The sequence below is a fragment of the Microbacterium sp. 71-36 genome (genome assembly GCF_001898305.1).
Lineage (GTDB): Bacteria > Actinomycetota > Actinomycetes > Actinomycetales > Microbacteriaceae > Microbacterium.
In genome coordinates this window covers 970,529-989,507 of the sequence record NZ_MKTP01000001.1, presented here as the reverse complement: position 1 = coordinate 989,507, position 18,979 = coordinate 970,529, and the positions used below count along the sequence as shown (strand labels likewise).

Here is an 18,979-nt window from a genome sequence, read left to right as displayed (position 1 = left end):
GAGTGCCGGACCCCCTCGCCTGGGGTCCGGCACTCGCCGTCAGGTCCGATCAGTCAGTGATCGGTCCGGATGCGTGAGAATTACGCAGCCGGGGGCATCAGCACCGAGTCGATGAGGTACACGGTCGCGTTGGCGGTCTGCACGCCGCCGCAGATGACGTTGGCGTCGTTGACCTTGATCGAGTCGCCCGAGCCCGAGACGGTGACGTCCTGGCCCTCGACCGTGGCGTGGGTGCCGTCGATCGCGTCCGGGGCGATCTGGCCGGGGACCACGTGGTACGTGAGGATCTTGGTCAGCGTGTCGGTGTCGGTCTTCAGCGACTCGATGACGGCGGGGTCGATCTTCGCGAACGCGTCGTCGACGGGCGCGAAGACCGTGAACTCGCCACCGTTGAGGGTGTCGACGAGGTTCACGTTGGGGTTCAGCTGGCCGCTGACGGCGGCGGTGAGCGTGGTCAGCAGCGGGTTGTTCGACGCGGCGACGGCCACGGGGTCGGCGGCCATGCCCTCGACCGAACCGGCGCCCGACGGCACGGCGGCGGCGTAGTCGGCGCAACCGGGGCCCACGAGGTTGGCGGCCGGGTCCATCATGCTCGACGACGCCGAGGGCGACGCGGCCATGGAAGGAGCGGTGGACTCCTCGGTCGTTCCGCCGGCGGTGGTGGAGCCACCCGAACATGCGGTGAGAGCGAAGGCCGAACCCAGCACGAGGGCGAGACCGGCGACGACAGGCTTCTTGTTCTTCAGCATGACATTCCTCCGAAATCGTTCGGACCGCGGCTGCGACCCGTTCAAGACACCCCGGTGCGGGGGGCGGTTCGCCGTGTTGCGGCGTACACAGGGTCTTCGGGACCCCCTCGTGATCGGATTGCGGATTGTTGCGGAGTGGGCCCGATTCGGCATCCGAGAATCACGAAAAGTCCAGATCAGCGTCATATAAATATTCTTGAGAATATTTTTCGGGATGCCGAGGAGGTGCGGCGACCTCGCGCCCGGATGCGCCCGAGTCACGGTTGCGTACCTCATGCGCGCCACGCGCGCGCGAGGAAGGGAAGTCCCGTGCGCGTGCGGCATGCTGGATGTCATGGTGATCGACGGCTTCTCTCTCCCGGATGACGGGGCGGACCGCGTCGACCACGTCGGAGAATTGCTGCAGAAGATCGCCACCGGCGACCGCGCCGCATTCGCGGAGCTGTACGACACCCTGTCGGCTCGCGCGTTCGGACTCATCCTGCGAGTGCTCGTCGACCGGTCGCAGAGCGAGGAAGTTCTCCAGGAGGTGTTTCTGGAGATCTGGCAATCCGCCGCGCGCTTCACTCCGAATAAGGGTCAAGGAAGATCGTGGGTGCTCACGATCGCGCACCGACGAGCGGTGGACCGCGTGCGGTCGTCGCAGTCGAGCGTGGATCGCGACGTGCGCGTCGGATTCCGGGATATGGATGTCGCATACGACGACGTCTCTGAGAAAGTAGAACTGAAAATCGAAGGGCGGCGCGTCGTCGATGCACTCGCGACGCTTCCCGACGCCCAGAAGGAAGCACTCACGCTCGCCTATTTCGGTGGGTACAGCCAAAGTGAGATCGCGACCCTCGTCGGGGCACCGCTCGGTACGGTCAAGACCAGGATGCGTGACGGCCTGTCGCGCTTAAGAATGGAGATGGGGGTGGACAAGTGAACGAGAGGGATTTCGCCGACCTCGCTGCCGGTCACGCGCTGAACGCGCTTTCCGACGCAGACGAACGCGCGTACCAGGAGGCTTTGGCGGGCAACCCGCACTGGTCCTCCCACGTCCGCGATGCCGCCGACGCCGTCGCCGCGATCAGTGCGACCGTCGAGCCGGTCGAGCCTCCGGCATCCATCCGTGCGTCGCTCCTGGCGCGTATCGCCGACCTTCCCCAGGAGTCCGCCGCCCCGATCGACGACCGCGACGTGCTCGAAGACTTCGCCGCCGCAGGCCCTGCGCCGATCGAGCCCGAGCAGGAGGCCGTCACGGTCGGTCCGTCCGCGTCGAGCGGGTGGGGACTGCGCCGGTGGTTCACGCTGGCCGCGTCACTGGTCGCCGTGCTCGTCCTGGGCTTCGGTGCGGTCACGATCGGGCAGCAGCTCACGCGTCCCGCGTCGCTCGTCGCGCTCGAGCAGGTCACCACGGCTCCCGACGCGCAGTCGGCGACCGCGACCATGCCCGACGGCGCGGTCGTGACGGCGCACTGGTCGGACTCCACGGGGCAGAGCGTCCTCGTGACCGACAAGATGTCGACGCTGCCCAGCGACAAGACGTACGAGCTGTGGTTCGTCCGCGACGACACCCCCATCGCCGCGGGGATCTTCTCGACGGATGCCGAGGGAAAGGCGACCGCGGTGCTGCAGGGCGAGTTCCACTCCGGCGACGTCATCGCCGTCACCGTGGAGCCCGCCGGCGGATCGCCCGACGGCACGCCGAGTTCGGCACCCGTCGTCGCGGTGGCCACCGCCTGAACGGTCCCTCCACCCGGCCCGGCCGTCGTCGCGCACGCTCTAGCCTGGAACGATGAGCGATTCCCCTCGCGAGTTCCACAAGCCCGTCCGGCGTCCCGCCGAGCTCTTCGACCGCCTGTTCTCGGCGGAGGACCCGGCTGAGGTCTCGCGCGTCGCGCACAGCACCGCGCACGCGCTCCTCTCGCGCGTGCGCGCCGACCCGAGCGTCGACGTCGTCGAGCGGCTCGTCGCCTTCACCGACGACCACGGCATCGACGACATCGCCGAGCTGTGGTCGCGCTCGCCCGCCCGGTCGCTGCCCGGGGCGCTGTGGCGGCTCTACCTGCTGCAGCTCATGATCCACGACGACGCCGCCACCGCCGCCCTGCTCTTCGAGCGCGGTCGGGTGGAGATGGCGACGGTCGACCCGGTCGTGGTGGGCGCGCCCGCGCCGGCGGGTCCCGAGGAACTCGTGCAGCTCATCGACACGATCCTGCGCGGGCTGTTCGAGGGCGACTTCGCCGTCGCGCTGGATCGTGCCGCGGCGTTCTGCCGCGTGCAGGCATCGGGTTCGACGCATCTCGCCGACGACTACGAGAACACCGAGTCCGAGCGCGCCACGGCGCTGACCACGCGGGCGCTGCGCCTGTCGACGTACGCCGACGACCTCGCCGCGGCCGCGGCTCTGTGGCGTCGCGACGCGCTGACCTGAACCGGGCGCGGGGTCGCGACCCGCGCGAGGCATCGACTGTCCAGGACACGCCGTTGCGTCGGGTGCCCGTGCGGCGTGTTGTGGACACTCGACGGCACGCGGCTGCACGTACGCGGGAAAAGAAAGTGCCGGGCCGCAGAACGCCTCTCGGCGCAAGGCCGCTCATAGCGGCAGAAGATGGAGCCCGGGGTTACTGCGGCCCGGCTATGGAAGTGTAACAAGCACCGTGCGGAGACATTCCCTCGACGGCGGGGGTTGACGAACCCCGGGCGTGTCGGCGCGGCGGGCATAGGGTCGATCCATGGCTTGGCGTTCCGTCCTTCTGATCGACCCCGTGGCATCCGATTCCTCCCGGGAGGACTACGCCGACACCTTCCGCCCGGTCGCGCCCGACGCACCCGCGCTGCGCGTGGGCGACCTCAGCGCGCAGCGCGGCGACGGCGTCTTCGAGTCGCTCGGCGTGGTCGACGGCCACCCCCAGGAGGTCGAGCCCCACCTGGCCCGCCTGGTGCACTCGGCGGCGCTGTGCGAGCTGCCGGAACCGCACCTCGACCAGTGGCGCGCCGCGATCGCGCGGGTCGCCGCCGACGCCCTCGCGGGCGAGAGTGTGATCAAGCTGATCCTCAGCCGCGGCGTCGAACACGGTCCGGCGCCCACCGCGTGGGTCACCCTGGCCGACGCGCCCGACAGCACCCGCGCGCGCACCGAGGGCGTCCGCATCGCGACGCTCGACCGCGGGTACGCCCTCGACGCGCCCGCGCGGGCGCCGTGGCTGCTGCTCGGGGCCAAGACGCTGTCGTACGCGGTGAACATGGCCGCGATCCGTGAGGCGAAGCGGCGCGGCGCGGACGACGCCGTCTTCGTCACGAGCGACGGGTTCGTGCTGGAGGCGCCCACGGCATCCGTCGTCCTCCGTTTCGGCGACCGCTTCGTCACTCCCGAGCCGCACGCCGGGATCCTGCACGGGACGACGCAGCGGAGCCTCTTCGCGCACCTCGAGCGGCGGGGCTTCGAGACCGCGTACGAGACGGTGCCCGTGGCCGACCTGCAGCGCGCGGATGCGGCCTGGGTGCTCTCGAGCGTCCGGCTCGCCGCCCCGATCTCGGCGGTCGACGGCGCGGGGAAGACCGTCGACCGCGCGATGACGGACGAGCTCAACGCCTACCTGCTCTCGCCGCGCGACTGAGCCCGCGAACGACGATGGCCCCGCGCGGTGCGGGGCCATCGTGCGGTGGGGTGCTTATCCGAAGCGTCCGGAGACGTAGTCCTCCGTCGCCTGCACGGTGGGCGCGGTGAAGATCGTCGCCGTGTCGTTGTACTCGATGAGCTTGCCGGGCTTGCCGGTGCCGGCGATGTTGAAGAACGCGGTCTTGTCGCTCACGCGGGAGGCCTGCTGCATGTTGTGCGTCACGATCACGATCGTGTAGTCGTTCTTCAGCTCCGAGATGAGCTCCTCGATCGCGAACGTCGAGATCGGGTCGAGGGCCGAGCACGGCTCGTCCATCAGCAGCACGTCGGGCGAGACCGCGATGGCGCGGGCGATGCACAGACGCTGCTGCTGACCGCCGGAGAGGCCGCCGCCGGGCTTGTCGAGGCGGTCCTTCACCTCGTTCCAGAGGTTCGCGCCCTGCAGGGACTTCTCGACGAGCGCGTCGGCGTCGCTCTTGGAGAGGCGCTTGTTGTTGAGGCGAGCGCCCGCCAGGACGTTCTCGCGGATCGACATCGTCGGGAACGGGTTCGGACGCTGGAACACCATGCCGACGTGACGACGCACGAGCACCGGGTCGACCCCGGGGCCGTACAGGTCGTCGCCGTCGACGAGGACGCGTCCCTTGACGTGACCGCCGGGGATCACCTCGTGCATGCGGTTCAGCGTGCGGAGGAACGTGGACTTGCCACAGCCGGACGGGCCGATGAAGGCCGTCACGGTGCGGGGCTGGATGTCGATGGAGACGCCTTCGACCGCGAGGAAGTCGCTGTAGTAGACGTTGAGGTCTTCGACCTCGATGCGCTTGGACACGGGGGCCTTCCTGGGATCAGCGCGCCTTCGGTGCGAACACCGAAGCCACGATGCGGGCGATCAGGTTGAAGATGACGACGAGCACGACCAGCAGAAACGCGGCGCCCCAGGCCTGGGCCTGAGAGGCGTCGATGTCCTGTCCCGGGAAGCTGTACGCGGTGTACGCCATCACGGGGAGGGTCTGCATCGGACCGTCGAACGGGTTGGAGTTGAAGTTGTCGGTGAAGCTGGCCGCGATGAAGATCGGGGCGGTCTCGCCGACGACGCGGGCCACGGCCAGCACGACACCGGTGATGATGCCGCTGGCCGCGGTCCGCAGGACGACCTTGATGATCGTCGCCGAACGCGGGACGCCGAGGGCGAGCGACGCCTCGCGCAGGTCGGCGGGGACCAGGCGCAGCATCTCTTCCGTGGAGCGGATGACGATGGGGATCATCAGCACGCACAGGGCGATGGATGCCGAGAACCCGCTGAACGCCTTCGGGCCGACGATCAGCGCGAAGAACGAGAACGCGAACAGACCGGCCACGATCGAGGGGATACCGGTCATGACGTCGACGAGGAACGTGATCGTGCGGCGCAGCGGGTTGGTCGGCAGCGCGTACTCGACGAGGTAGACGGCGGCGAGCACACCGATCGGCACCGAGATGAGCGCCGCGATGCCCGTGATGATGAGCGTTCCGACGATCGCCTGGAGAGCGCCGGGGGTCGCGACCACCGCGAGGGTGTCGGGGTCGAAGGCGCTGCCGCCGGTCTGGGTGATGAAGTTCCAGTTCACGACCGCGAGGCCCTTGGACACCACGGTCCACAGCGTCGAGATGAGCGGCGCCACGGCGAGGATGAAGGCGGCCGTGACGAGACCGCGGACGACGCGGTCGACGGCCTTGCGGCGGCTCTCGACGATCGAGGAACCGATGGCGATCGCGATCAGGTACAGCAGCGCGGTGAGGATCAGCCAGCTCGGCAGGTGGAAGCCGCCGATGAGGAACTGCACGCCGGCGACCAGCACCGCGACACCGACGAGCATCGCCGGTTCGATGTAGCGGGGGAGCTGACCGCTGGTGAGCGCGAGCGGAGTCGAGGCGGACGACGCCGCCGACGGGGCGTTGGTGGTGGTCACGAGCGCTTCCCCTTCCTGCGACCCTTCGCCCCCGGGCCGGTCGCGCTGATGATGTAGCGGGCCAGGATGTTCACCGCGAGCGACACGACGAACAGCATCAGACCGGTGCCGATGAGCGCGGAGCGCTGCAGGTCGGTCGCGATCGGGAAGTTCAACGCGATGTTGGCGGCGATCGTCTGCGAGTTGTAGCCGTCGGTGAGGATCAGGACCGAGTAGATGAGGCTGGGCGAGATGATGAGCGCGATGGCCATCGTCTCGCCGAGCGCGCGCCCGAGACCGAGGAGCGTGGCCGAGACCATGCCGCTGCGGGCGTAGGGGAACACCGCCAGACGGATCATCTCCCAGCGCGTGGCTCCGAGGGCCAGGGCGGCCTCCTCGTGCAGGCGCGGGGTCTGGAGGAAGATCTCGCGCGTGATCGAGGTGACGATCGGGAGGATCATCACCGCGAGCACCACGGAGCCGGTGAGCAGCGTCGACCCGGTGCTCGACGGGGAGCCGGCGAAGAGCGGGATCCACCCGAAGTAGGTGTTCAGGAACTCGCCCAGCGGGATGAGGAGCGGGCGCATCACGATGATGCCCCACAGGCCGAACACGATCGAGGGGACGGCCGCGAGCAGGTCGACGATGTAGCCGAGCGCTCCGGCGATCCGACGCGGCGCGTAGTGCGAGATGAACAGCGCGATGCCGATCGCCACGGGGGTGCCGAGCACCATCGCGATGAGGGCCGCCCAGATGCTTCCCCACAGGAGCGGACCGACATACTCCCAGAAGTTCGTCCACGAGCCGTTCTGGTAGCCGGCGAGGTCGCCCTGCGTCCAGTCGCCGGTGATCGCGGGGAGGCCCTTGATGATCAGGAAGATCGCGACACCCGCCAGGATGATCATGATCGAGATCGAGGCCGTCATCGACAGGCCGAGGAAGACGGTGTCTCCCGCGCGGCGCTTGCCGACGATCGTGGAACGGTCCCCGGCCGGGGGAGCAGAGACGGTGTCAGCCACGGCTGACCTCGTTCTCGGCAATGGTCATGGTGTGCTCCTCGGGTCGGGATTCTCTCTGAGGATGGTCGGGCTCAGCGGAAGCGTCGATGCGGACATCGACGCTTCTGATCAGCCCGAACCGGCCCGCACCGAGGTGCGGACCGGTTCGGATCCGAGAGATGTTTACTTGATCGCCTCGAGCGTCTTCGCGGCGTCCGCGAGGACCGACTCGGGAAGCGGCGCGGAACCGGCGTTCTTCGCGGCGACCTGCTGGCCGAGCGAGCTGGTGATGAAGCCGAGGTACGACTTCACGAGCTCCGCCTGCTTGGTGTCCTTGAACTCGGTGCAGGTGATGGCGTACGAGACCAGCGGGATCGGGTAGGTCTCGGCGGTCAGCTTGGTGTAGTCGAACTTCTTCGACAGGTCACCGGGGACGCCGTTGTCGGCGTCGACGGCCGCGGCCGCGAAGGTCGCCGTGACGGCCTCGGGGCTGAAGGGGATCGCGGTGCCGTCCTGGATGATCGCGACGGACTTCAGGTCACCGATGGCCGAGTGGTCGGCGTAACCGATGGTGCCGGAGCCGGCCTTGACGGCCTCGACGACGCCCGAGCCGCCCTTCTGCTTCGACACGTTGCCCTCGATCGGCCAGTCCTTGCCCGCGGGCGAGGTCCAGACCGACGACTGCGTCGCGGCGAGGTAGTTGGTGAAGTTCGTCGTGGTGCCGGAGCCGTCCGAACGCGCGACGGTCGTGATCGGACCGGCGGCCAGTGCCGTGCCGTTGTCCTTGGTGATGGCCGGGTCGGACCAGTCGGTGATCTGCAGGGCGAAGATCTTCGCGATGGTCTCGCCGCTGAGCTTCAGCTCGCTCACGCCGGGGATGTTGAAGATGATCGCGACACCATCGAGGTAGATCGGGATGTTCACGCCGCCGTCCGTGCAGAGCGCCTTCGACTGCGTGGTCTGGTCGGCGTTCAGGGGCGAGTCGGAGCCGGCGAAGTCGTACGCGCCGCTGAGGAAGTTGGTGACACCGCCACCGGAGCCCTGCGACTTGTCGTAGTTGATCGTCACGCCCTTGGCGGTGGCGTTGTAGGCGGCGGTCCACGCGGCCTGCGCGTTGGCCTGGGCGCTGGAGCCACCGGCGGTGATGGTGCCGGCGAGGCTGGGGTCGATCGTGAACGCCACGTCGGCCGAGGAGGCGGACGGGGACGACTCCGAGGTGCCGCCGCTGGAGGAGGCGCAGCCGGCGAGGGCGAGAGAGGCCACGGCGGCCACGGCGCCCAGCTGGGCGAATCGGGAGAGCTTCACTATGTGAATCCTTCGCATGTCGGGGACACGAACCCGGTGCAGGGTTCTCCCGCACGGTAAACACCGTCCCTTACCAGAGTGCGTTGCACGGGTGAACGGAAGGTGAACCGGCGCGGCCGTTCCGGGGTGTTTTCCCGGCGTGTGTACGCTTCACCCCCGTGACGACCCCCGTGTTCCCCACCCCGGCGATGCTCGACCGCACGAGCGCCGCTGCGGCGCCGCGCACGCTGATCGACATCCTCGCGGACGTGGCCGCACGGCATCCCGAGGCCTCCGCCATCGACGACGGCTCGGGCGCCCTCAGTTATCGCGAGCTGCTCGCGCGCGTCTGGCGCACGGCGGCGTCGCTGCACGAGGCCGGCGTGCGCCGGGGCGACCGGGTCGGTGTCCGGATGCCGTCGGGCTCGAAGGAGCTGTACGTCTCGATCCTCGCCGTGATGGCCGCCGGCGCCGCCTACGTGCCGGTGGACGCCGACGATCCCGACGAGCGTGCGCGTCTGGTGTTCGGCGAGGCCGGGGTCAGGGGCATCATCGCGGGCGACGGCGAGTTCGTCGCGGCGGGCGACGACCTCGTGCGCCTGTACGACGGGGAGGCTCCGCACCCCCGCACCAACGCCGTCCCGATCGTGGCGCCGCCGACGGTCGACGACGACGCCTGGATCATCTTCACGTCGGGTTCGACCGGGGTGCCCAAGGGGGTGGCCGTCACCCACCGGTCGGCAGCGGCCTTCGTCGAGGCCGAGGCGCGGCTGTTCCTGCAGGGCGACCCGCTCGGACCGGGCGACCGTGTCCTGGCGGGGCTCTCGGTCGCCTTCGACGCGTCGTGCGAGGAGATGTGGCTCGCGTGGGGGCACGGTGCGTGTCTCGTCCCCGCACCGCGCTCGCTCGTCCGCTCGGGCGAGGACCTCGCGCCGTGGCTGCTGCGCCAGGGCATCTCGGTCGTCTCCACGGTCCCCACCCTCGCCGCGATGTGGCCGGCGGATTCGATCGAGAACGTCCGACTGCTGATCTTCGGCGGCGAGGCGTGTCCTCCCGAACTCGCCGCCCGGCTCGTGGCCGAGGGGCGCGAGGTGTGGAACACCTACGGCCCCACCGAGGCGACGGTGGTCGCGTGCGCCGCACCGCTGGACGGAACGCCGCCCGTGCGCATCGGGCTCCCGCTCGACGGCTGGGCGCTCGCGGTCGTCGACGGCGAGGGGCAGCCCGTCGCCGAGGGCGAGGTCGGCGAGCTGATCATCGGGGGAGTGGGGCTCGCCCGGTATCTCGACCCCGCCAAGGATGCCGAGAAGTACGCGCCGATGCCGACGCTGGGGTGGGAGCGGGCCTACCGATCGGGCGACCTCGTCCGCTTCGAGCGCGAGGGTCTCGTCTTCCAGGGCCGCGCCGACGACCAGGTGAAGGTCGGCGGCCGCCGGATCGAGCTCGGCGAGGTCGAGTCGGCGCTGCAGGATCTGCCGCGCGTGCACGCCGCGACCGTCGCCGTGCGCACGACCGAGGCCGGAGTGCCGATCCTGGTCGGCTACCTCGTCATGGAGGACGGCGCCGTGCTCGACCGCGCCGCCGCGCGCGCGGCGCTCGCCGAAAGCCTGCCCGCCGCGACGATCCCGCTGCTCGGGGTCGTCGACGAGCTTCCCGTCCGCACGTCCGGGAAGGTCGATCGTGCCGCGCTGCCGTGGCCGCTGCCGGGCGTCGACGCTCCGGTCGCAACCGATTTCTCGGCCGACGAGACCTGGCTGGCCGCCCAGTGGCAGGCGGTCCTGGGACTCCCGGTCACCGATCGCAAAGCCGACTTCTTCGATCTCGGCGGAGGTTCGCTGTCGGCGGCGCAACTGGTGTCGCGCATCCGCGCGCGCGTGCCCGAGTTCTCGGTCGCCGACATCTACGACGTCCCGCGTCTCGGGGCGATGGCCAAGGCCCTCGGCCCCCAGCTCACGGACGACGCGCCCGCGGTGTTCCACCGGCCGACTCCGACACCGCGGGCGACGCAGTGGGTCCAGACCCTCCTCGGCGCCCCGCTGTTCATCCTGTCGGGCGTGCGGTGGCTGCTGTACCTCCTCACGGCGTCCGCGATCCTGCAGTTCGTCCCCGGCTTCGAGGTGCTGCCGTCCGTCCCCTGGCCCGCTCTGCTGACCGGGCTGGTGGTGTTCGCGACCCCGTTCGGGCGCATGGCGATCGCCGTGGTGTCCGCGCGGTTGCTGCTGGCCGGGGTCCGTCCCGGGGACTACCCCCGGGGCGGGGGCGTGCACGTGCGTCTGTGGCTGGCCGAGCAGATCGCTGCGCAGGTCGACGCCGTGGGGCTGGCCGGAGCGCCGTGGGTCTCGTACTACGCCCGCGCTCTAGGCGCCCGCATCGGCCGGAACGTCGATCTCCACGCCCTGCCTCCCGTGACCGGCATGCTCGTCGTCGGCGACGGTGCGTCGATCGAGCCCGAGGTCGATCTCACCGGCTACTGGATCGACGGAGACCTCGTGCGCATCGGCGAGGTCCGCATCGGCAGCGAGGCCACGGTGGGCGCCCGCTCCACCCTCGCCCCGGGGACGCGCATCGGGCGCCGCGCCGAGATCGCGCCGGGATCGGCGGTCTTCGGACGCGTGAAAGCCGACCAGTCCTGGGCCGGGTCTCCGGCCGTCCGTGTCGGGGGAACGGCGAAAGGCTGGCCGACGGAACGGCCGTCCGCCCCCACGCGCTGGTTGTGGGCCTACGCCTGCTCCGCCGTGCTCCTCGCCCTCCTCCCGCTGCTGTCGTTCGCCGTCGGGGGACTCGTCGTCGCACAGGGCATGCGGGATGCCGGCTCCCTCGCCGCCGCGGCCGGAGCCGCCTTCGCCTGGCTCGTGCCCGGTGTCGCCGTCACCGGCCTGGTGTTCGCGGCATCCGTGGTGCTGCTCGTCCGGGTCTTCTCGATCGGACTGGTCGAGGGGACGTTCCCCGTGCGCAGCCGCGTCGCCTGGCAGGCGTGGACGATCGAGCGGCTGCTGGATTCGGCGCGCACGATCCTCTTCCCGCTGTACTCCAGCCTGTTCACCCCCGTCTGGCTGCGGATGCTCGGTGCGCGCGTGGGCCGCGACGTCGAGGCATCCACCGTCCTTCTCCTCCCGACGATGACGCGCATCGAGGATGGGGCGTTCCTCGCCGACGACACGATGGTGGCGTCGTACGAACTCCGCTCCGGGTGGCTGCGCGTGGGATCGGTGCGGATCGGCAAGCGGGCGTTCCTCGGCAACTCCGGCATGGCGGCCCCCGGCCACCGTGTGCCGCGCGACGGCCTCGTCGCGGTGCTGTCGGCGGCACCGCTGAAAGCCAAGCCCGGATCCTCGTGGCTCGGGTCGCCCGCGGTGCGACTGCGACGCCTGTCGGCCGAGGGGGACGATTCGCGCACGTACAACCCCGGCCCCGGGCTCCGTCTGGCGCGAGCCCTGTGGGAGCTCGGTCGCTTCGTCCCCGTGGTCGTCACGTGCGCGATCGGCCTGGCGGTGCTGTTCGCGCTGGCGGGGCTGTGGGATGCCATCGGTCCGGTCGGGACGCTCCTGCTCTCGGGCGTGGTGCTGCTGGCCGCCGGCGCTGTCGCCGCCGGGATCTCGACCCTGGCGAAGTGGGCGATCGTCGGGGTCATCCGGGCGGGGGAGCAGCCGCTGTGGTCGAGCTTCGTGTGGCGCACCGAGGTCTCGGACACCTTCACCGAGATGGTCGCGGCGCCCTGGTTCGCGCGCGCCGCCACGGGCACACCCGCGCTCGCGGTCTGGCTGCGCACCCTCGGCGCCCGCATCGGCCGCGGCGTGTGGTGCGAGAGCTACTGGCTGCCCGAGCCCGACCTGGTCACTCTCGGGGACGCGTCGACCGTCAACCGCGGGTGCGTCGTCCAGACCCACCTTTTCCATGATCGAATCATGAGTATGGACACCGTCGAGCTCGAACCCGGTGCGACCCTCGGGCCGCACAGCGTGGTGCTCCCCGCCTCCACGCTCGGCGCTCACGCCACCGTCGGTCCCGCGTCGCTCGTGATGCGGGGCGAGACCGTCCCCGTCGGCTCGCGCTGGAGCGGCAACCCCATCGGCCCCTGGCGCGCCGTGAAGGTGCGCGCCTACCAGTCGACCACGTGAGCGGCGTCGATCCGTACGCTCCGCAGAGCGGCGACGCCGGGTACGACGTGGCTTCGTACGACCTCACCCTCGACTACCGCGTCCGCACGAACCGCCTCCAGGGCACGGCGGTCATCGCCGCCGTCGCCGCCGAGGATCTGACCTCCGTCGTCCTCGACCTCGTCGGGCTCCGCGCCACACGAGTCCGTGTCGGCGGCGCTCCCGCCCGTTTCTCGGCGGCGGCGGGGAAGCTGCGCGTCGCGGCGCCCCGGCCCCTCGCGCCGGGGGAGCCGTTCGAGGTCGAGGTGGCCTACGCCGGAGCCCCCGGCCCGCGCCGATCGCGCTGGGGTGCGGTCGGCTGGGAGGAACTCACGGACGGGGCTCTCGTGGCGGGTCAGCCGATCGGCGCCCCCACCTGGTTCCCGTGCAACGACCGCCCCGACGACCGTGCGCGCATGACCATGCGGATCACCGTGGACGACGGCTACACGGTCGCCGCGACCGGAGTGGCGGGGGCGACGAGCCGCCGCGGCGGGAGGGTGACCTCGACGTTCACCTCGGACGTCCCGACGGCCACCTACCTCGCAGCCGTCCACGTGGGCCGCTACCGCACCCGTGCCCTCCCGGGTTCCGGGGCCGCGGGCATCCCCGCGGTGACCGTCACCGCGCCCCCTGCGCTCGCCGCCGCGGCGGACCGGGCGTTCGCCCCCGTGCCCGAGATGCTGCGCGTGTTCGACTGCTTCTTCGGCCCCTACCCGCAGGAGGCGTGCTCCCTCGTGGTCACCGCCGACGAGTTGGAGATCCCGCTCGAGGCGCAGGGGCTCGCCGTGTTCGGCATGAATCACCTCGTCCCCGCGGCGCAGCGTCTCATCGCCCACGAGCTCGCCCACCAGTGGTTCGGCAACAGTGTCGGGATCGCCCGCTGGAGCGACATCTGGCTCAACGAGGGATTCGCCTGCTACGCCGAGTGGCTGTGGTCCGAGGCATCCGGCGGTCGTTCGACCGACGACTGCGCGCGCAGCCATCACGAGCGTCTGACCGCGAAGCCGCAGGATCTGCTCCTGACCGATCCCGGCCCCGACGACATGTTCGACGACCGCGTCTACAAGCGCGGGGCGCTCACCCTCCACGCGCTGCGGCGGAGCATCGGCGACGACCGGTTCTTCGACCTCGTCCGCGGGTGGACGGCCGCCCACCGCCACGCCCTCGTCGGCACCGACGATCTGCGTGCCGCGGTCCGTGCGGCCGGGGGAGCGGATGCCGTGGAGCTGCTGTCGCGGTGGATCGATCGCGCCGAGGTTCCGCCGCTGCCCTGACCGCGCGGCGCAAGGTCGGCGATTCGCGTTCGGTGAGTCGGGAAGGATGCCGGGGCGCTGAGGTTGCGCGGATCACTGAGGATGCGCGACGCCGAGGTCGGCAGCCACGGCCAGCACGACGCCGGATGGACCGTCGGCGTCCCAGCCGGAGACGGCGGCGCCGTCGTCGATCGACGCGGTCCACTCCTCGCCGGGCGCTGCCGAGTCGGCGAACCGCACGCGGAGCGGGTCGACGGCCAGTCCGCGGCCGTCGGCCTTGAGGACGGCCTCCACCCGCGCCCACGACCGGGCGTCTCCGCCCGGCAGGATGCGGTCCAATCCCGACGCGGAGGCGGGGACGGCATCCAGCCCTACGCGCCCCCATCCGGGCGCCGCGACCACGAACGCCCACCCGTCGGCGTACGACACGGAGACCGCGGAATCCGTCCCCAGGACCCGGACGCGACCATGGTCGCCGCCACAGGACGGGCACCGCGACACGAACGTCGCCCCCGGAAGCAGCTCGGCGAGCAGCGCCCGCGCGACCGTGCGGCGCTCGACACCCTCGGGGATGCGCCGCCACGCGAGGCGCACGCCGGCGGGGAGCGTCACACCTGCGGCTCGTGCGTCTCGATCGCGACGATCCCCGACCCGGGATGGGCGACGGGGATGTGGGCCACCGAGAACGCGGCCGGTTCGAGGGCCGAAGAACTTCCCAGGTACGACCCGCGCATCGTGCCGGTGGCCAGCGCCAGCTCGTGCATGATCTCGGGGAGCACCGGGCCGTGGCTGGCGAGGACCACGGGTTTGCGGGCACGGACGCGTTCACCGACGACGCTGCGGGCGTCGCTGCGTCCTTCCTCCCACGCGTCCTGGCTGATCGCCGCCGACATCTGCACGCGCTGCGCGAGCGCGGCGGACAACGGCACGACCGTGCGGACGCACCGCTCGGCCGGGCTCGACACGATCCGCCGGACACCGAACGCGAGGAGCGGACCCACGATCGCGTTCGCCTGGCGTCGACCTCGCGGACTCAGCGGGCGCGCGGCATCCTCTTGGCTCCACTCCTCCCGGGCGCGGGCCTTGGCGTGACGCAACGCGATGATCGGGAACGTCGGGAGGGCCTGCTCGTCCACCAGGCGGACGAACTCGTCGAGGATCTCGATGTCGACCGGGTAGCTGAGGTGCTTGCGCGCCTTCTTCAGCCCCACCCACTCGATCGCCGCGATCTCCTTGTTCGGCACGAACGTCGATGTGCGCACCGCCGCGTCGGTCGCCTCGGCGGCCCAGTAGTGCACGATCTTCGTGCGCGAGCTCGGCATCCGGTACCGCGAGACGCCCACGGGCACCCCGAGGGCGACCCGGATGCCGGTCTCCTCCCGGATCTCGCGGACCGCGGTCTCGGCCAGCGTCTCGCCGGGGTCGACCTTGCCCTTGGGGAGCGTCACGTCGCGGTACTTGGTGCGATGGATCAAGAGCACGCGGTACTTGCCCTCGACCATGCGCCAGACCACGCCGCCCGCGGCGTAGACGGCGGTTTCGGTCACCGGACCGCCCGCGACCGGCGCTTGCGCTGGATCCGCGCCATCGTGTGCTCCTGGAGGTCGATGAGCGGTGCGCCCTCGGCATCCACGCTGTGGCGCGTCCACTCGCCCTCGCTTCCGAGGTGCCACGAGCTCGTCCCCTCGTCCATCGCGAGATCGAAGAGGTCGGAGAGCTCCTGCAGTTCCTTCGGGTCGACCACGCGCACGAGCGCCTCGACGCGGCGGTCGAGGTTGCGGTGCATCATGTCGGCACTGCCGATGAACACCTGCGGGTCGCCGTCGTTCACGAACGCGAAGATGCGGGAGTGCTCGAGGTAGCGGCCCAGGATCGAGCGCACGCGGATGTTCTCGCTCATTCCCGGGACACCGGGCTTGATCGAACAGATGCCGCGCACCCAGACCTCGACCGGGACGCCGGCCTGGCTGGCGCGGTAGAGGGCGTCGATGATCTGCTCGTCGACCATCGAGTTGACCTTGATGCGGACGCCCGACGCCTTCCCCGCGAGCGCGTTGACCCGCTCGCGCTCGATGTGGCGCAGCAGGCCCTTGCGCAGGTGCAGCGGCGCCACGAGAAGGCGCTTGAACTTCTTCTCGATCGCGTACCCGCTGAGCTCGTTGAAGAGACGGGTGAGGTCGCGACCGACCTGATCGTCGACCGTGAAGAGGCCGAAATCCTCGTAGATGCGGCTGGTCTTGGGGTTGTAGTTGCCGGTTCCGACGTGGCTGTAGTGGCGCAGACGCCCCTCTTCCTCGCGGATGACGAGGGCGAGCTTGCAGTGGGTCTTGAGGCCCACGAGACCGTAGACGACGTGCACGCCGGCCTTCTCGAGCTTGCGTGCCCACACGATGTTGTTGGCCTCGTCGAACCGGGCCTTCACCTCGACCAGGGCGAGCACCTGCTTGCCCGCCTCGGCCGCATCGATCAGCGCCTGCACGATCGGACTGTCGCCCGAGGTGCGGTACAGGGTCTGTTTGATGGCCAGGACGTGCGGGTCTCGGGCGGCCTGCTCGAGGAAGGCCTGCACGCTCGTCGCGAACGACTCGTACGGGTGGTGCACGAGCACGTCGCCCTTGCGGATGGCGCCGAACAGGTCGGCCCGCCCGTTCTGCTCCGCCGGCTGGAAGGCGAGGGCCGTCTTGGGCACGTGCGGCGGGTAGTGCAGGTCGGGACGGTCGATGCGCGACAGGTCGAACAGCCCGCGCAGATCGAGGGCGCCCGGCAGGCGGTAGACCTCCTGCTCGGTGATGTCGAGCTCGCTGAGCAGGAGGTCGCGGGTCAGGTCGTCCATGTCCTCGGTGATCTCGAGGCGGATCGGCGGGCCGAACCGGCGACGCAGGAGCTCGGCCTCGAGCGCCTGGATGAGGTTCTCGGTCTCGTCCTCCTCGATCGTCATGTCCTCGTTGCGGGTGAGGCGGAACGCGTGGTGATCGAGCACCTCCATCCCCGGGAACAGGTCGCCGAGGTGGTTGGAGATGAGTTCTTCGAGGGGGAGGTAGCGCACGCCGGGTCCGTCGCCCGGCACCTCGACGAAGCGGGGGAGCATCGGCGGCACCTTGAGGCGTGCGAACTCCTGGCGACCCGTGCGCGCGTTGCGGATGCGGATCGCGAGGTTCAGCGAGAGCCCGGAGATGTAGGGGAAGGGGTGCGCCGGGTCGACGGCCAGCGGCATGAGCACCGGGAAGACATTGCGCTGGAAGTACTCGGTGAGCCGCACCGCGGACTCCTCGTCGAGCGAGTTCCACGACACGACCTCGATGCCCGCCTCGGCCAGGGCCGGGCGCACGTGATCGGTCCAGGCCGCGGCGTGCCGGAGCTGCAGGCGGTGGGCCTCGGCCGAGATGTCGGCGAGGACGTCGAGCGGCGCGCGGCCGACATTGGTCGGCACGGCGAGACCCGTGACGATGCGACGCTTCAGGCCCGCGACGCGCACCATGAAGAACTCGTCGAGGTTGCTGGCGAAGATCGCGAGGAAGTTGGCCCGTTCGAGGACGGGGACCGTCGGGTCCTCGGCGAGCTCGAGCACGCGCTGGTTGAACGACAGCCAGCTGATCTCGCGGTCGAGGTACCGTCCGTCGGGCAGCTGCTCGTCGGCAGCCTCGACCGCTTCGTCGAAGTCGTCGTCGTCCGCGTCGCCCAGTCCCGTATCGAGTACGTCGTGTTCGATCATTCCCACATCATTGCAGGGGTCGATGACGTACGCGTGAACGGTTGCGCGGGCGGCCTCAGGCGGAGGGGGCCGGGACGGGCGGCTGGTCGTCCTCGTACACGTTGAAGCGGTAGCCGACGTTGCGCACCGTGCCGATGAGCTGTTCGAGGTCGCCCAGCTTGGCGCGGAGGCGCCGCACGTGCACGTCGACCGTGCGCGTGCCGCCGAAGTAGTCGTAGCCCCACACCTCGCTGAGCAGCTGTTCGCGCGTGAACACGCGGGACGGGTGCGTGGCGAAGAAGTGCAGGAGCTGGAACTCCTTGTACGTCAGGTCGAGGGGCTTCCCGTGGACCTTCGCCGAGTACGAGGACTCGTCGATCGTGATCCCGGAGGTCGAGATGCGCGACGAGACCTGCTCGGCGCTGCGGCGACCCATCGCGAGACGGATGCGCGCGTCGATCTCGGCCGGGCCCGCGCCGACGAGCACCACGTCGTCGACGCCCCAGTCGGTGCTGACGGCCGTGAGTCCGCCCTCGGTGACCACGAGCACGAGGGGAGCCTCCATGCCCGTCGTCGTCAGGATCTTGCAGAGCGACTTCGCGCCCACGAGGTCGATGCGGGCGTCGACGAAGACGACGTCGGCGCTGGGCGCGTTGACCAGCTGAGCGGGTTCGGCCGGAATCTGCCGGACGCGGTGGCTCAAGAGTTCGAGCGCAGGCAGAACCGCGCCACCGCCGGGGGCGGAGCTGAGAACGAGCAGCTGAGCCAAACGGACCTCCCCGTGCGGGCCTGCCGCACCCGCCCATCTTAGGGTGAGGCACGCGGTCGTGCCGTCACACCCTTCGTCGGCGCCGCGCGTGGCGCTCCGCGGCCCCCGTTCGCGCACGAACGAGCCGGTGTGCGCGATGATGGAGACATGTCGACTCCCGACCTCGCGCCGCGCAAGACGTTCGGCGGCATCATCGCGGTCTGGGTGCTCGCCCTCGTCGCGGGTCTGGCTGTCGGCGTGTTCGTCCCCGCCGAGTGGCGCGCCCAATGGATCACCGTCGCCCTCGGCGGCTGCGTCATCGCCGCCTTCGCCGTGCAGCTGTGGTACGGCCGTTCGCAGGCGTTCATCCAGCGCGTGGCCGCGAGCGTCCTGGGGGCGCTCATCGTGCTCGGTGTCGTCACGGCCGGGTTCGGGCTCGCATCCATCGTTCCCCGGTAGAGTTGGGCCATGGACCTCCTCGCGCTCGAACTCTTCTTCGTGGGACTTCTCGGTCTCGCCTCGCTGGCGATCGCCTTCGTCTCCGGCACCGTCATCTGGAACCTCTACCGCGGCCAGCGCTGA

General features: G+C 70.4%; 16 protein-coding genes. 7 read left to right on the top strand and 9 right to left on the bottom strand.

All coding sequences use genetic code 11. The features are described 5' to 3' along the window. Window positions 1-80: 80 nt before the first annotated feature. Window positions 81-749 (bottom strand): fasciclin domain-containing protein, encoded by a 669-nt coding sequence (locus tag BGO45_RS04870; protein ID WP_292691395.1) that lies wholly within the window; start codon window positions 747-749, stop codon window positions 81-83. A 322-nt stretch (window positions 750-1,071) separates the two neighbouring features. Between BGO45_RS04870 and sigK the strand changes: the two genes are divergently transcribed. From sigK to BGO45_RS04850, 4 genes are all read left to right on the top strand, one after another. Next, window positions 1,072-1,674, top strand: coding sequence for an ECF RNA polymerase sigma factor SigK (gene sigK / locus BGO45_RS04865; RefSeq protein WP_292691393.1), 603 nt, complete (start codon window positions 1,072-1,074; stop codon window positions 1,672-1,674). Next, a complete protein-coding gene (locus BGO45_RS04860; protein WP_292691392.1) occupies window positions 1,671-2,474 on the top strand; it encodes an anti-sigma factor in 804 nt (267 codons plus the stop codon). Before sigK ends, BGO45_RS04860 begins: the two co-directional genes overlap by 4 nt. A 52-nt stretch (window positions 2,475-2,526) precedes the next feature. Then, window positions 2,527-3,165, top strand: a complete 639-nt coding sequence (locus BGO45_RS04855; RefSeq protein ID WP_076494191.1) for a DNA-directed RNA polymerase subunit beta — start codon at window positions 2,527-2,529, stop codon at window positions 3,163-3,165. Window positions 3,166-3,466: 301 nt separating this feature from the next. After that, window positions 3,467-4,351: an aminodeoxychorismate lyase gene (locus tag BGO45_RS04850; RefSeq protein ID WP_292691390.1), complete on the top strand. Its 885-nt coding sequence runs from the start codon at window positions 3,467-3,469 to the stop codon at window positions 4,349-4,351. A gap of 54 nt (window positions 4,352-4,405) precedes the next feature. On the opposite strand, the gene pstB is transcribed toward BGO45_RS04850, so the two are convergent. The 4 genes from pstB to BGO45_RS04830 form a co-directional block, all read right to left on the bottom strand. Beyond that, window positions 4,406-5,185: a phosphate ABC transporter ATP-binding protein PstB gene (gene pstB, locus BGO45_RS04845; RefSeq protein ID WP_292691388.1), complete on the bottom strand. Its 780-nt coding sequence runs from the start codon at window positions 5,183-5,185 to the stop codon at window positions 4,406-4,408. A 16-nt stretch (window positions 5,186-5,201) separates the two neighbouring features. Further along, complete coding sequence (gene pstA / locus BGO45_RS04840; RefSeq protein WP_292691387.1) at window positions 5,202-6,305, bottom strand: phosphate ABC transporter permease PstA; 1,104 nt, start codon at window positions 6,303-6,305, stop codon at window positions 5,202-5,204. Beyond that, window positions 6,302-7,303: a phosphate ABC transporter permease subunit PstC gene (pstC, locus tag BGO45_RS04835; RefSeq protein ID WP_076494185.1), complete on the bottom strand. Its 1,002-nt coding sequence runs from the start codon at window positions 7,301-7,303 to the stop codon at window positions 6,302-6,304. Before pstC ends, pstA begins: the two co-directional genes overlap by 4 nt. Window positions 7,304-7,465: 162 nt before the next feature. Then, the gene (locus BGO45_RS04830) at window positions 7,466-8,587 is read right to left on the bottom strand and encodes a phosphate ABC transporter substrate-binding protein PstS (RefSeq protein ID WP_076494183.1); all 1,122 of its coding nucleotides are present in this window, start codon (window positions 8,585-8,587) and stop codon (window positions 7,466-7,468) included. 188 nt (window positions 8,588-8,775) lie between these two features. Here BGO45_RS04830 and BGO45_RS04825 point away from each other — a divergent pair, with 188 nt between their 5' ends. Both BGO45_RS04825 and BGO45_RS04820 read left to right on the top strand, forming a co-directional pair. Beyond that, entirely contained in the window at window positions 8,776-12,684 is a 3,909-nt protein-coding gene (locus BGO45_RS04825) for a Pls/PosA family non-ribosomal peptide synthetase (RefSeq protein WP_292692873.1), read from the top strand. Further along, on the top strand, window positions 12,681-13,979 hold the full coding sequence (locus BGO45_RS04820) for a M1 family metallopeptidase (protein WP_292691383.1): 1,299 nt from the start codon (window positions 12,681-12,683) through the stop codon (window positions 13,977-13,979). Before BGO45_RS04825 ends, BGO45_RS04820 begins: the two co-directional genes overlap by 4 nt. Before the next feature lie 72 nt (window positions 13,980-14,051). Here the strand turns inward: BGO45_RS04820 and BGO45_RS04815 are convergent, their stop codons facing one another. Genes BGO45_RS04815 through BGO45_RS04800 form a run of 4 tightly spaced genes read right to left on the bottom strand, consistent with a single transcriptional unit; the run spans window position 14,052 to window position 18,418 of the window. Further along, window positions 14,052-14,570: a hypothetical protein gene (locus BGO45_RS04815; protein ID WP_292691381.1), complete on the bottom strand. Its 519-nt coding sequence runs from the start codon at window positions 14,568-14,570 to the stop codon at window positions 14,052-14,054. Then, window positions 14,567-15,505, bottom strand: a complete 939-nt coding sequence (locus BGO45_RS04810) for an NUDIX hydrolase (RefSeq protein ID WP_292691379.1) — start codon at window positions 15,503-15,505, stop codon at window positions 14,567-14,569. Before BGO45_RS04810 ends, BGO45_RS04815 begins: the two co-directional genes overlap by 4 nt. Continuing rightward, window positions 15,502-17,670 (bottom strand): RNA degradosome polyphosphate kinase, encoded by a 2,169-nt coding sequence (locus tag BGO45_RS04805; protein WP_292691378.1) that lies wholly within the window; start codon window positions 17,668-17,670, stop codon window positions 15,502-15,504. The genes BGO45_RS04810 and BGO45_RS04805 overlap by 4 nt, the downstream gene beginning before the upstream one ends. Window positions 17,671-17,725: 55 nt before the next feature. Further along, window positions 17,726-18,418 (bottom strand): response regulator transcription factor, encoded by a 693-nt coding sequence (locus BGO45_RS04800; RefSeq protein WP_076494173.1) that lies wholly within the window; start codon window positions 18,416-18,418, stop codon window positions 17,726-17,728. Between the two features lie 147 nt (window positions 18,419-18,565). Between BGO45_RS04800 and BGO45_RS04795 the strand changes: the two genes are divergently transcribed. Beyond that, entirely contained in the window at window positions 18,566-18,856 is a 291-nt protein-coding gene (locus BGO45_RS04795) for a hypothetical protein (RefSeq protein ID WP_292691375.1), read from the top strand. Window positions 18,857-18,979 lie beyond the last annotated feature (123 nt).

Coding starts and splice junctions, on each gene's coding strand:
- BGO45_RS04870 (WP_292691395.1), bottom strand. CDS start 749: ATGCTGAAGAACAAGAAGCCTGTCGTCGCCGGTCTCGCCCTCGTGCTG.
- sigK (WP_292691393.1), top strand. CDS start 1,072: ATGCTGGATGTCATGGTGATCGACGGCTTCTCTCTCCCGGATGACGGG.
- BGO45_RS04855 (WP_076494191.1), top strand. CDS start 2,527: ATGAGCGATTCCCCTCGCGAGTTCCACAAGCCCGTCCGGCGTCCCGCC.
- BGO45_RS04850 (WP_292691390.1), top strand. CDS start 3,467: ATGGCTTGGCGTTCCGTCCTTCTGATCGACCCCGTGGCATCCGATTCC.
- BGO45_RS04825 (WP_292692873.1), top strand. CDS start 8,776: ATGCTCGACCGCACGAGCGCCGCTGCGGCGCCGCGCACGCTGATCGAC.
- BGO45_RS04805 (WP_292691378.1), bottom strand. CDS start 17,670: ATGATCGAACACGACGTACTCGATACGGGACTGGGCGACGCGGACGAC.
- BGO45_RS04795 (WP_292691375.1), top strand. CDS start 18,566: ATGTCGACTCCCGACCTCGCGCCGCGCAAGACGTTCGGCGGCATCATC.